The 12,154-nt window shown below is 60.9% G+C and carries 9 protein-coding genes; 7 read left to right on the forward strand and 2 right to left on the reverse strand.

What is annotated here, in order from left to right; translation table 11 throughout:
* The first annotated feature begins 1 nt into the window (after nt 1).
* Nucleotides 2–2,470 (forward strand): polynucleotide kinase-phosphatase, encoded by a 2,469-nt coding sequence (locus HMPREF2820_RS09350; RefSeq protein WP_070603795.1) that lies wholly within the window; start codon nt 2–4, stop codon nt 2,468–2,470.
* A gap of 3 nt (nt 2,471–2,473) precedes the next feature.
* Here HMPREF2820_RS09350 and HMPREF2820_RS09355 read toward each other — a convergent pair whose 3' ends face one another.
* Nucleotides 2,474–3,454: an NUDIX hydrolase gene (locus HMPREF2820_RS09355; protein ID WP_172954645.1), complete on the reverse strand. Its 981-nt coding sequence runs from the start codon at nt 3,452–3,454 to the stop codon at nt 2,474–2,476.
* 112 nt (nt 3,455–3,566) lie between these two features.
* Here HMPREF2820_RS09355 and HMPREF2820_RS09360 point away from each other — a divergent pair, with 112 nt between their 5' ends.
* Together HMPREF2820_RS09360 and HMPREF2820_RS09365 are read left to right on the forward strand one after the other, a co-directional pair.
* Nucleotides 3,567–4,565 carry an NAD(P)H-dependent glycerol-3-phosphate dehydrogenase gene (locus tag HMPREF2820_RS09360; RefSeq protein WP_016422532.1) on the forward strand — a complete coding sequence of 333 codons (999 nt, stop codon included), beginning with the start codon at nt 3,567–3,569 and terminating at the stop codon, nt 4,563–4,565.
* Between the two features lie 35 nt (nt 4,566–4,600).
* Nucleotides 4,601–5,704 carry a D-alanine--D-alanine ligase family protein gene (locus tag HMPREF2820_RS09365; RefSeq protein WP_070603797.1) on the forward strand — a complete coding sequence of 368 codons (1,104 nt, stop codon included), beginning with the start codon at nt 4,601–4,603 and terminating at the stop codon, nt 5,702–5,704.
* 10 nt (nt 5,705–5,714) lie between these two features.
* Here HMPREF2820_RS09365 and HMPREF2820_RS09370 read toward each other — a convergent pair whose 3' ends face one another.
* The gene (locus tag HMPREF2820_RS09370; RefSeq protein WP_069358786.1) at nt 5,715–6,695 is read right to left on the reverse strand and encodes a DUF3515 domain-containing protein; all 981 of its coding nucleotides are present in this window, start codon (nt 6,693–6,695) and stop codon (nt 5,715–5,717) included.
* 111 nt (nt 6,696–6,806) lie between these two features.
* On the opposite strand from HMPREF2820_RS09370, the gene HMPREF2820_RS09375 reads away from it, so the two are divergent.
* From HMPREF2820_RS09375 to HMPREF2820_RS09390, 4 genes are read left to right on the forward strand one after another with little or no spacing between them, the layout of a single operon-like run.
* Complete coding sequence (locus HMPREF2820_RS09375; protein WP_049171566.1) at nt 6,807–7,763, forward strand: thiamine-phosphate kinase; 957 nt, start codon at nt 6,807–6,809, stop codon at nt 7,761–7,763.
* A gap of 37 nt (nt 7,764–7,800) precedes the next feature.
* Complete coding sequence (locus HMPREF2820_RS09380) at nt 7,801–8,466, forward strand: uracil-DNA glycosylase (RefSeq protein ID WP_048735462.1); 666 nt, start codon at nt 7,801–7,803, stop codon at nt 8,464–8,466.
* A 6-nt stretch (nt 8,467–8,472) separates the two neighbouring features.
* On the forward strand, nt 8,473–9,999 hold the full coding sequence (locus HMPREF2820_RS09385) for a DAK2 domain-containing protein (RefSeq protein ID WP_070603799.1): 1,527 nt from the start codon (nt 8,473–8,475) through the stop codon (nt 9,997–9,999).
* 4 nt (nt 10,000–10,003) lie between these two features.
* Nucleotides 10,004–12,154, forward strand: coding sequence for an ATP-dependent DNA helicase RecG (locus tag HMPREF2820_RS09390; RefSeq protein ID WP_070603801.1), 2,151 nt, complete (start codon nt 10,004–10,006; stop codon nt 12,152–12,154).

Raw genomic sequence — 12,154 nt, forward strand, 5'->3', positions numbered from 1 at the left:
TATGAGTACCATCTCACTTCCTAACCTCAGCTTGGTCATGCTGGTCGGTGTCTCCGGTGCTGGAAAGTCGACCTTTGCGGCACGACACTTCGGCCCGTTTGAAGTCGTATCCTCGGATACTTGTCGCGGCATTGTTTCCAACGATCCGAATAACCAGGCGGCGACGACGCCTGCTTTTGAGCTGCTGGAGACGGTTGTCGGCAAGCGCCTGGAAGCAGGCTTGCTCACCGTGGTCGATGCGACGAATGTGAAACCGCAGGACCGCGCCCGGCTCGTGAAGCTGGCGCGCAGACACCATGCGTTGAGTGCTGCTATCGTTTTGAATCTTCCGTTGGCGGAGGTGAAGGAGCGGCACAGGCAGCGCACTGACCGCAACTTCGGAGTGGAGGTGTTGGAGCGCCAGCACCGCGCTCTGCGCCGAGGGCTCAAGCACCTGAAGCGCGAGAAGATTCACAACGTTTTCATCTTGAATTCCGCGGAGGAAATCGACAACGTCACCATTGAACGTGTGCCGCTGAAGGTCGATCGCAGCGATCTCCACGGTCCGTTCGACATCATCGGCGATGTCCATGGTTGCTTCGACGAGCTGACCGCACTGCTGGAGAAACTCGGCTACGAGCTCTCGGCGGATGGCAACAATGCTCATCACCCAGATGGCCGTACGGCCATTTTCGTTGGTGACCTCGTCGACCGCGGCCCCAATAGCCCAGCCGTCTTGAAGCTGGTCATGGGGATGGTCTCGGACGGCAATGCTCTCTGCGTACCCGGAAACCACGACTCTAAGTTGGTGCGCGCCCTCGACGGCCACAACGTCACCACTGGTCACGGGCTGGCCGAAACGCTCACTCAGCTCGCAGGCGAAAGTGAGGAGTTCCGGAAGGACGTCCGCGACTTCATCGATCACCTGCCCGTGCACTTTGTGCTTGCCGACGGTGCCCTGGTCGTAGCCCACGCGGGACTGCCTGAGCACCTCCATGGCAGGGCCTCCGGTAAGGTCCGTGAGTTCGCGCTCTACGGTGCCACTACTGGCAAGGTCGATGAAAATGGCCTGCCAGAACGACTGGATTGGGCAGCGGACTACCGCGGTTCCGCCCGTGTTGTCTATGGCCACATGGAAGCGGACCGTCTGCGCTGGGTCAATAACACCATGTGCATCGACACTGGTTGCGTGTTTGGCGGCAAGCTCTCTGCGCTGCGCTATCCCGAGCTAGAGACTGTGCAGGTTGATGCAAAGCAGACGTGGTGGGAGGCCCCATCCCGCAAGACCACCAACCGACCAGAGTCCGAGCTGCGCATCACTGACGTGTTGGATGTCGATGGTATCCAGACTGGGCGCCATGGCCGCATCCGCATTGATAGTGACCGCGCGGCTGCAGCGCTGGAAACAATTAGTCGTTTTACGCTCGCGCCGGAGAAAATTCCGTACCTGCCACCGACAATGTCACCGGCGCCGACCTCGCAGCGAGAGGGATTCCTGGAACACCCGGAGGAGGCATTCCGCTACTACGCAGTGCACACTGACCAGGTCATTTGTCAGGAGAAGCACATGGGTTCCCGAGCCGTGCTCTGCCTGATCCGGCCAGGGGCAAAGACCCGTTTCGGTGCTAGCACCTACGCATATACCCGTACCGGACGCGCCTTCTTCGAAGGTAAGAATCCAGCACTCGACGAAATGACCAAGGCCGCAGAGCGCGCCGGGCTTTTCGATCAATTCGGCGACTGGGTCCTGCTCGACGGCGAAATGTTGCCTTGGAATCTCAAGGCACAAGGGCTTATCGACGACATCTATGCACCCACTGCTGCCGCCGGTATTGGTGCTGCCAGACAGCTCGCGGCCACTCTGCAGGCAGCTACCGGCAGGAGAATAGAGGTCGGCGGTCCCGCTCCAGAACAGACTCTGGACGAGCTCGAGAAGTTCCGCGCTGCTTACAACCGCTATGTCGACAGCGACAACAAGATTCAGTTCGCACCCTTCCAAGTGCTGGCAAGTGAGGATGCCACCTGGCACTACAAGCCGCACTCATGGCACTTGGATATCGCGAACCAGCTGGTAGCAGCTGACAGTGAGATCTACCGGCAGACGCGCTGCTTCGTCCTCGACCCCAGTGACCCGGAACAGGTGGAGGCCGCATCGCAGTGGTGGTTGCAACTGACAGAGTCGGGCGGGGAGGGGGCCGTCGTCAAGCCAATGGAAAACGCGGCAGTGGACCGCCAGGTGCAGCCCGGTATGAAGGTGCGGGGGCGGGAGTATCTGCGCATGATTTATGGGCATGACTACCTGCACCCGCAGCGTCAAGAGCAGTTGAAGCGGCGAAATCTGCAGCACAAGCAGTCATCGGCGCTGCGCGAGTATGCCCTCGGCATTGAGTCGCTGGAGCGCCTAGCGGCCGGCGAACCACTGCATCGGATCCATGTTCCGGTCTTCGGCGTGTTGGCGCTGGAGTCAGAGCCGATGGATCCGAGGTTGTAGGGATTACTTCACCGGCAGCGCAGAGGCGTAGTAATCAGCCGTGGTCATCACACCGTCATTGAAGCCCAGCACCCAGGCAGAGCCCTTCTTGCACAGGATTTCCTCGTCGAAGGGCAGGGTGCCCTCAGCGGACCAGGCGGCAAGCAGGTCTGGGATGGTGATGCCCTGAGAGCAGATGACGCTGACTCCGCCTAGCGCGACAATGTCTTCGAATGCCTTCTTGGACTCAACCTGGTTGGCAATCCAGTGCTCGTCGCCAAGCCGTTCGTCGACTGTGACCTGCATGCCCAGCTCTGCGGCGAGTGGCGCGACGGTGTCCTGGCAACGCACGGGCTCGGCGGAGTAGATCCGCTCGGGGCGGAAGCCTTCCAGGGCAGAGACGAGCAGTTCCGCTTGACGACGTCCCTTCTTATCCAGTGGCCGCAGTGCATCATTGCCGTTCCAGTTGGTCCGACGGTGCGCACGCCCATGGCGAACCAGAATGAGACGGGTGTCCGGTTCCTTGTTCATGCGCTTGCGGGCCTTGACCAGCACGTCGCGGTCGAGGTCGTAGGACAGCAGCTCCTCGGCTTCGTCCCAGGAGACCCAACGAAGCTCGTTGACCTCGGAGTTCTGTTCGAATTCGCCGTCTAGAACCTCAGCGGTCCAGTACCAGACCAGCTTCGTGCGTCCGGCGACAGGGTAAGAGACGTTGCCGACGAGCTTGCCCAGACGGACGCGGTAGCCGGTCTCTTCCCAGATTTCGCGGACGGCGGTGGCAATGAGGTTCTCGCCGGCGTCGAGCTTGCCTTTCGGCAGCGACCAGTCGTCGTAGGAGGGACGGTGAATCACGCAGATTTCAGGGTTGTGGACATCGCCGCGCCATAGAACCGCGCCAGCCGCGAAGGTCGGCTTGGTGACATCCTGACCTGGCTTCGTTGGAATCTGGCGCAGGCGACCGGTCACGGAGGTATCGCCCTTGAGGTCCTTGTCCTCTTCGTGCATCATCGTGAATTCCCTTTCAATCCTTTGTCGCCGACCTAGTTTAGTATCGCAGTGTGAGAACGTCTCGCTAGACTTGTTGGAGATTAGAGACTAACGGAGGAAGGTCGCGGCGATGGTGCAGGTTTCAGTGATGGGTGCGGGCTCGTGGGGCACGACGCTCGCCAAGGTTTTTGCTGATGCGGGCAATCCTGTACGGCTGTGGTCGCGACGTGCGGAGCAGGCACAGCGTATTCAGATCAGCCGCGAAAACCACGACTACCTGCCTGGTCTGGGGCTGCCGCGCAACATCGAAGCCACCTCGGATGCAGAGGCCGCGCTGAAGGGCGCGGATGTGGTGGTGCTGGGCGTGCCCTCGCAGACTCTGCGTGACAACCTCAAGGTCTGGAAGGACTTCATCGGGCCGGAGACGATTCTGCTCAGCCTGGCCAAGGGTGTGGAGCGCGAGACACATCTGCGCATGAGTGAGGTCATTGCGGAGGTCACAGACCTGCCAGCAGAGCGTATTGCGGTGCTGTCCGGCCCGAACCTCGCCCGCGAAGTTGCGATGGAGCAGCCAGCGGCAACGGTCATTGCTTGCGCTGATGAGAACAATGCCAAGATGATTCAGGCGGCAGTTGCCACTAATTACTTCCGCCCGTACACCAACACCGATGTGATCGGCTGCGAAATCGGCGGTGCCTGCAAGAACGTCATTGCGTTGGCCTGCGGTATGGCCGCTGGTCAAGGATTGGGTGAGAACACGCTGGCAACCATTATCACCCGTGGCTTGGCGGAAATCACGCGTCTGGGCGACGCGGTTGGTGCAGAAGATAAGACTTTCGCGGGATTGGCGGGCCTCGGTGACTTGGTGGCCACTTGTTCCTCGCCGCTGTCGCGTAACCGCACCTTCGGTGACCGTCTCGGTCGCGGTGACACGATGGAGCAGGCGCAGCACGCCACGCGCGGTCAGGTGGCTGAGGGTGTGATTTCTTCAATCTCGGTCCGTGACCTCGCTCGTCGCAATGGCGTGGAAATGCCAATTACTGAGGCCGTTTACGCCGTCTGCCACGAAGGCGCGAAGGTCGATGAGACAATTCGCAAGCTGATGGGGCGAAGCCGCAAGTCGGAGTAACCACTTCAACGAGGTCGGGGCTAAACTAAGTCACCATGACTTCGTCGAATAGCTCGTCTGCAGATCGCATTTCCGTCGCCGTCATCTACGGTGGCGCAAGCCCTGAGCACAGCGTCTCCTGTGTCTCGGCCGGCGCAATTATGGATCACCTGGATGAGGACCGCTTCCGAGTGGTTCCCATTGGTATTACCAAGGATGGTGTCTGGACCGTCGGTACGCGTGAGACGGATACGCTGCGCACGCAGGGGCGTACGATGCCGGAGGTCATCCCGGGCGAGGAAGTTGCGCTGAGCACCTCGCCGTCACGCCGCGGTGAATTCCGCTTCGTCACCGGTGATCGCGCCGGCGAGGTTTTCGACACCGTCGACGTTATCTTCCCGGTCCTCCACGGTCCGCACGGCGAGGACGGCACGATTCAGGGGCTCTTTGAGCTTTCCGGCATTGCTTATGTCGGCCCGGGCGTGCTCGCTTCCGCGGCGGGAATGGATAAGGAACGCACGAAGAATCTCTTGCAGGCAGCGGGGCTTCCTACCGGCAAGCAGGTTGTTTTGCACGTCGGCGAGTCGCTTTCCGACGAGGACAAGGAGACCCTTGGCCTGCCGGTGTTCGTTAAACCTGCCCGTGGTGGATCGTCGATTGGTATCTCCCGCGTCGATGATTGGGCGAATCTGGATGCGGCGGTAGAGCTGGCCCGAGAGCACGACTGGAAGGTCATTGTAGAGGCCGGTGTAGACGGCGCCGAGGTGGAGATTGGCGTGCTGCAGCGCGCTGACGGCAGCCTGCAGGTCTCTGTCCCGTCCCTGCTGCGTGGCACGGAGGACTCCGACGAGGGCTTCTACGGTTTTGAGACCAAGTACTTGGATGATGTCGTCTCGGCGCAGATCCCGGCTGAGCTGCCGGAGGATGTTTTGAAGGCACTGGACACGGATGCTCGTCGGGCGTTCAGGGCACTGGGCTCTGATGGTCTGACTCGCGTGGACTTCTTTGTCACGGATAATGGCCCGATTATCAATGAGGTCAACACCATGCCGGGCTTTACCCCGATTTCGATGTACCCGCAGATGTTTGCGGCCTCAGGTGTAGCCTACGAGGAGCTGCTCAGCGCCCTGATTGAGCGGGCGCTGGTAGCTCGTCGATAGAAGTTGGTTCTTACTTTTCTTCGCTCGGCGAGATGTTCTCCAGGTTGTCAGCGATGACCGAGGAGAGCACCGGCATCAGTGAGCTGGCCTCCGACATCGGCATTTCAACGGCGACGAAGCGCTCCCGGCCCATGGCGTACCAGGTGGCGGAGGTACCGGAGGAAAGCGTTGGTTCGTTGAACCAGACAATGTCGCCAACCTGCGTCAGCTGCTGCGTGGTGGTGCTATAGCCAGCCGGCTCGTCGACACCACAGCGCAGCACCACCGGATCGGCTGGGGTGCCGCCCCAAATGACCATGTCCTTCGGCATGTCAGCCGGCATTTCCTCTGCGCTCAGACGGTGACGGTTGCCAAGCTCGCGGGGGAGGGCAGCCTCCAAGCCGCTGCAGCGCTTATCAGCTTCCGGAGCTGCCAGTTCTACCAGTGGGACGCCGCCGCGCTCCGGCTTGTTCTTGTACTCGGAGTCCGGGCGCAGCGCCTCGGCGAGGTCACTCAGGGCATCCTCCGCCTCTGCATTTCCTTCGGCGGTAATTGCAACAACCGGTTCGCGCCCGACGGTGAACCAAGTCGCCAAAGACTCGTCGGTGCTGTCGACAACCCGCAGCCACGAAATGCCCTTGACCTCTTCGGTCTTAGCCAGTTCGTTGTACTGGCTAGGTACGTTCGCGCCACAGCGCAGCGTGATGCGGTCTTGTTCCAAGTTTCGGTACACAGCGGCACCTTCTGGAGCTGGCTCTGCAATGTCGGCGCGAACCAGACCTGCGGCGCGATCTGGCAGTCGGTCGAGCAGTTCCGCACACTCGGGCGAGTCATTGGCGGGGAGCTCCGGGTTGGAAATCGCGACTGGCTTTGTCGCCTGATTATCCTGGTAAATCTTTGCGGCAAAAATGATGCCGAGGATAGAGATAATGGCGATAGCGAGTGCGATGCCCGCGCGTGTCCGGCTACCCTTGGACTGAACTGTTTCTCCCGATGGGGGTGCGTCTACCATGGGCCTGATTCTACGTTGTCCGGTACCAACTCCAATTGGTTGGGGGCAATACCGAGACGGGTTCCGCTATTAACGGTTAACCATCGACTATTAGGAATGTGACTCGACACTGTGACTGAATTGACCATTGGCGATATTGGCGAGTTTGGGGTCATTGAGGCCATCCGGGCTATCGCCCCGTCGGCACGCAATGGCGACGATGCCGCCGTCTTGACACAGACAACCCCCAACGCCCGTTTTGTCACTTCCACTGACATGTTGGTGGAAGGGCGCCATTTCCGCCTGGACTGGTCGACACCTCAGCAAGTTGGAGCTAAGGCCGCAGTACAGAATTTCGCCGATATCGAATCGATGGGTGCGCGTCCAACGGCCATGCTTTTCGCCATCTCAGCACCGTTGCATACTCCGGTGAGTGTGGTCACCGGTATCGCCGAGGGGTTGTGGCAGGAAGGCAAGCAATGTCCGGCGGAGCTCGTCGGTGGTGACATGGTCAGCGGAGATTCTCTGGTGATTTCCATCAGTGCGATGGGCGAACTCGGTGGGCTTGGGCGGCCGCTGCTGCGCTCAGCAGCACGCGCGGGGGATACGGTGATTGCGTCGGGACGCATCGGCTACTCTGCTGCGGGCCTTGCGCTGCTTCAGCACTGCGGAAGCCCGGCAAAGGTTCCAAGCGAGTTTGCGCAGCTGGTGGCAGCACACTGTACGCCCGAATTCGAATACCGCAGGGGTGCCACGGCGCGAGCTACAGGTGTGCGTTCACTGACGGACAATTCCGATGGACTGGTGGTGGATCTCCGCGCTATTGCGCAGGCCTCCAGGGTTACTTTGGAAGTTGACAGCAGTGCCATTGCGCCCGATGAGTTGCAGATTGCCGCTGGTGAATACCTGGGCATCGACCCGTGGGAGTGGGTGCTCACCGGCGGGGAGGACCACACACTGATCGGTTCGACGCCGGGGGAGCCTCCGACGGGGTTCCGCGCTATCGGCACGGTGTCGAAGGAAAAGTTCGATTCGGTGCTTATCGACGGCAAACCTCCTGCCCGCGATGCCGGTTGGGTTTCCTTTTAAGAGTTCGAAGAGGTTTTGAGAAGAAAGGCTGCATGACATGGATCCGTTGCCGGTCGAAGAAGGGTGGCAGAAGGCGCTGGAGCCAGTGGCCGATGACATCCACCGGATGGGGCAGTTCCTGCGCGAGGAGAACGCGGCCGGCTACGGTTACCTGCCCGCGGGCACCGATGTGCTGCGCGCCTTTACTTATCCATTCGATGAGGTCAAGGTGCTCATTATCGGTCAGGACCCGTACCCGACCCCGGGGCATGCGATGGGGCTTAGCTTCTCGGTCCAGCCGGATGTGAAGCCGGTACCGCGGTCGTTGGCGAATATTTTTAAGGAGTATTCCTCCGACCTGGGGCTCCCGACTCCCTCCAACGGTGACCTCACTCCGTGGAGTAGGCAGGGCGTAGCTCTGTTCAACCGTGTACTGACCGTGCGCCCGGGTGCTGCTGCCTCGCACCGCGGTAAGGGCTGGGAGGCAATCACGGAGCATGCCATCAAAGCATTGGTCGCCCGTGATCAGCCTCTCGTGGCCATTCTGTGGGGACGCGACGCGCAGAGTTTGCAGCGTTGGCTCCCCGGCGTGGACTGCATCTGTTCGCCGCACCCGTCACCGCTGTCGGCATCCCGTGGGTTCTTCGGGTCGCGTCCGTTCAGCCGGGCCAATGAGTCGCTGATTCGTCAGGGAGCTACCCCTATCGACTGGACGCTAGAATAGGAATTCATGTCTTTGCAGATTGGTTCTGCCGCCATCGTCGGCTGGGTTGCCCGGGGGATTGACGCGCTTCAATCCCGCCGCGATGAGATCAACAGTCTCAATGTCTTCCCAGTACCGGATTCCGATACCGGGTCGAATATGCTCGCGACGTTGAGTTCGGCCTATGAGGAAGCGCAAAAGGCTGACGCTTCCGATGTTCGCGCAGTCACCGCGGCCCTAGCTGCCGGTGCAGTGCGCGGTGCCCGCGGTAATTCGGGCACTGTGCTCTCGCAGGTTTTTCGCGCGGTGGCTGAGGCTGCCTCCGGTAGTGGCATTGGCGTTGAGTCGGTACAACACTCGCTAAAGCTAGCTGTGCAACATGTTTCCCAAGCGATTGCCAATCCGGTGGAGGGCACGATTCTGACAGTCCTGCGGCACGCCGCGATTGCCGCGGAGGAATTTGAGGGCGACTCGATTGAGGAGCTCGCCGACACGATCGCGGATGCCGCTCGCGATGCGCTGGCGAAAACCCCTAGCCAGCTCCCGGCACTGCAGCAGGCGGGCGTGGTCGACGCCGGCGGCGCGGGGTTGGTCATTCTGCTCGACGCGCTTGCCGACGAAGTCAGCGGCCGCGCAGCCGCGCCGGTCGATTTGCATGTCGACGCGCCACACGTAGCCACCGTTGAGATGGAGGTCATGTACCTGATTTCCTTGGCGGATACCCAGGCGGTGGAAGCGCTGCGAGAGCGGTTGAACCCGCTGGGCAATTCGCTCATCATCGCAGGTGATGCTGGTAATGCGGAGACCGCGCAGTACATGGTGCATATCCACACAGTGGAGCCGGGCGCAGTTATTGAGGCGGCACTCGACTTCGGTCGTCCGGAACGCATCCGTATCGAGGTGCTCGATGAGCCGGAGACAACACCTGAGTCCACTCGCATCCTCATTGCGGTAGTGCCGGACGGTCCGCTGAATGATCTCATCACCTCCTCTGGGGCGATTGCTATCAGCCCGACCCCCGCTCCGACTCCCACATCCACTCCCACAGATCGAGCAGCCATCGCCGACCAGGAGTTCGCTGACAATGTGGTCACCAAGGCGCTGACTGCCATGCGGGGTGCGGATGAGGTAATCCTGCTGCCAAATGGGCTGGTCAGCGACCAGGAATTGGCGGATATCGAATTCGCTGCTGCCGCGGCTAATCCGACTCTCGCGGTAGTGTCCACAGACTCCATTCCGGCTGGCCTTGCTGCCTTGGCCGTGCATTCGGCTGAGCTGCCGCTGGCGGTTGCTGCGTATGCGATGGGAGAGGCTGCCAATGGCACGCGAACGGCTGTAGTCGCTGCGGACGTCGATAAGCCCCTGGCTGACGCGCTCACAGAGACCATCTCAGACCTGTTGGCTGGCGGCGGGGAACTAGTGACTCTGCTGCTCGGGCGCGGATCTGAGGGCGTTGACATAGCGCAAGTGCGGGCACGGCTGGACAAGCCTGTGGAGGTCGTAGCCTACGATGCAACCGGCATCGATGAGCTGGTGCAGGTAGGAATCGAGTAGCACGATGCTCGGATGGCTCGGCTCGGATTATGCGCGCACGCCCCTGAATATCGTGGTGGGGCCAAAGATTGCAAAGAAGCTGCATACGGCTTTTGGTATGGAGACCGTCTCGGATGCGCTGACGAATTTCCCGAAGCGCTACGTGGCGCAGGGGAAGAGCTTAGATGTGTCATTTTCCGACATTGGCGACACCATCACCACAGTCGTGGAGGTGCACAGCATTTCGCCAGCGCCCGCCTTCGCCGACCGACGCAAGCCACTGAAAATCTATGTCAGCGACGGCGTGCGCATTCTTCCGGCCGCGATTTTCGGTGCCGAATGGCTGCGCAATATGCTGCACCCCGGTGTGCGTCTGCTCATTGTTGGCACGCTCAGCGAGTTCCGCAATGAGCTACAGCTGAAAAATGTTGATTGCATGGTGCTTAAAGCCGATGGTTCGGTAGGCGCAGCCACTGGCAAGCTGGCCACACTGACGAAGACAGCCAAGGGGATTGCGGAGATGCAGCGGCTGCTCACGCGCCCCTATCTGCCCATTTACCGTGGCCGTAAAGGAGTAGCGGGTATTCACCTGGCTCTGTACATGCAGCGCATCCTCGAATGGTTACCGCTCCAGCCAGACCCATTGCCCGCCACGCCGGAGGGACTTACCGATTTCGACTCCGCACTGCGTGGCGCACACTTTCCCTCCATCGCGGGCCCCGACATCGCGCTTGCCCGACTGAAGTACGACGAAGCGCTTGAGCTCCAGCTCGCGGTTGGTGCACGCAAACGTACTCAAGCGAGCCTCACCGCTCCGGCCTGCATGGAAGTCGCCGGGGGACTTCGCGACGAGCTACGCCGAGGGTTGCCGTTTTCGCTTACCGACGGTCAGGTCGCGGTCGCAGCCGATATTGCGGACGATATGTCGCAGCCCAGCCCGATGAACCGCCTGCTGGCAGGTGAAGTCGGCTCGGGTAAAACCGTGGTGGCCCTGCTGGGAATGCTGCAAGCAGTCGATGCCAGCAGGCAGTGCGCGATGCTGGCGCCGACGGAAGTCCTGGCCCAACAGCACTACCGATCGCTGACAGCGATGCTGGAGCAAGCCGGAGTAGCAGTGACTGTACGACTGTTGACGGGATCGATGTCGACGAAGGAGCGCCGGGCAACCCTGTTGGAGGCAGTCAACGGGGAGGCTGACATTGTCGTCGGCACGCATGCCCTGCTCAGTGAGGGCGTGGAGTTCTTCGATCTCGGGCTGGTGGTCGTCGATGAGCAGCACCGCTTTGGTGTGCGCCAGCGCGATCAGTTGCGCAGCAGGGGACGGGGTGGAATGACACCGCATCTGTTGGTGATGTCGGCAACCCCGATTCCGCGCACGGTAGCGATGACCATTTTTGGCGACCTCGCAGTTTCGCAGTTGACGGAATTGCCACGGGGACGTCAGGAGATCCAATCTTTTGTCGTACCGACGCTGGAAAAGCCGCGCTGGGAGGCACGAACCTGGGAGCGGATTGGGGAAGAAGTGGCCAAGGGCAACCGCGCCTTCATTGTCTGTCCCCGCATTACCCGCGACGAGGAACAGTTCCTCGACGAGTCCGTGGAGGCGGTGTTCGACCGAGCGAGGAAGAAACTTCCCGGTGTACGTATCAGTCAGTTGCACGGCAATATGGCACCGGAGGACAAAGACCGCGTGATGCAGGCCTTTGCCACAGGACAGCTGGATGTGCTGGTGTCCACCACAGTTATCGAAGTCGGCGTGGATGTACCAGAGGCCACGATCATGATGATTCGCCGCGCCGAGAGCTACGGCATCTCGCAGATCCACCAGCTGCGCGGTCGTGTCGGCCGTGGTGACCGTGGTGGACTGTGCTTCCTGTGTACACACACGCATTCACAGACACCAGAGCGCACCCGGCTAGACCGCATTGCCGCCACCACCGACGGCATTCAACTGGCGGAGTTGGACCTGGCCACGCGTAGTTTCGGCGATCTGCTCGGCGATGACCAATCGGGACTGGCAACAGGCCTCGGCCTGGTGGACCTCACCACCGACGGCGAGATCATCGAGCGCACCCGACACGATGCCACGGCTCTCCTCGACAGTGATGAAAGGCTTGTGGGAGAGCTTATCTCCGATATCGATGAAGAGCAGTCGAACTACTTGGACCGCTCCTAG

This window comes from Corynebacterium sp. HMSC064E08 (assembly GCF_001811805.1).
Taxonomy (GTDB): Bacteria; Actinomycetota; Actinomycetes; order Mycobacteriales; family Mycobacteriaceae; genus Corynebacterium; species Corynebacterium jeikeium_D.

Coding starts and splice junctions, on each gene's coding strand:
- HMPREF2820_RS09350 (WP_070603795.1), top strand. CDS start 2: ATGAGTACCATCTCACTTCCTAACCTCAGCTTGGTCATGCTGGTCGGT.
- HMPREF2820_RS09355 (WP_172954645.1), bottom strand. CDS start 3,454: ATGCACGAAGAGGACAAGGACCTCAAGGGCGATACCTCCGTGACCGGT.
- HMPREF2820_RS09360 (WP_016422532.1), top strand. CDS start 3,567: ATGGTGCAGGTTTCAGTGATGGGTGCGGGCTCGTGGGGCACGACGCTC.
- HMPREF2820_RS09365 (WP_070603797.1), top strand. CDS start 4,601: ATGACTTCGTCGAATAGCTCGTCTGCAGATCGCATTTCCGTCGCCGTC.
- HMPREF2820_RS09370 (WP_069358786.1), bottom strand. CDS start 6,695: ATGGTAGACGCACCCCCATCGGGAGAAACAGTTCAGTCCAAGGGTAGC.
- HMPREF2820_RS09380 (WP_048735462.1), top strand. CDS start 7,801: ATGGATCCGTTGCCGGTCGAAGAAGGGTGGCAGAAGGCGCTGGAGCCA.
- HMPREF2820_RS09385 (WP_070603799.1), top strand. CDS start 8,473: ATGTCTTTGCAGATTGGTTCTGCCGCCATCGTCGGCTGGGTTGCCCGG.
- HMPREF2820_RS09390 (WP_070603801.1), top strand. CDS start 10,004: ATGCTCGGATGGCTCGGCTCGGATTATGCGCGCACGCCCCTGAATATC.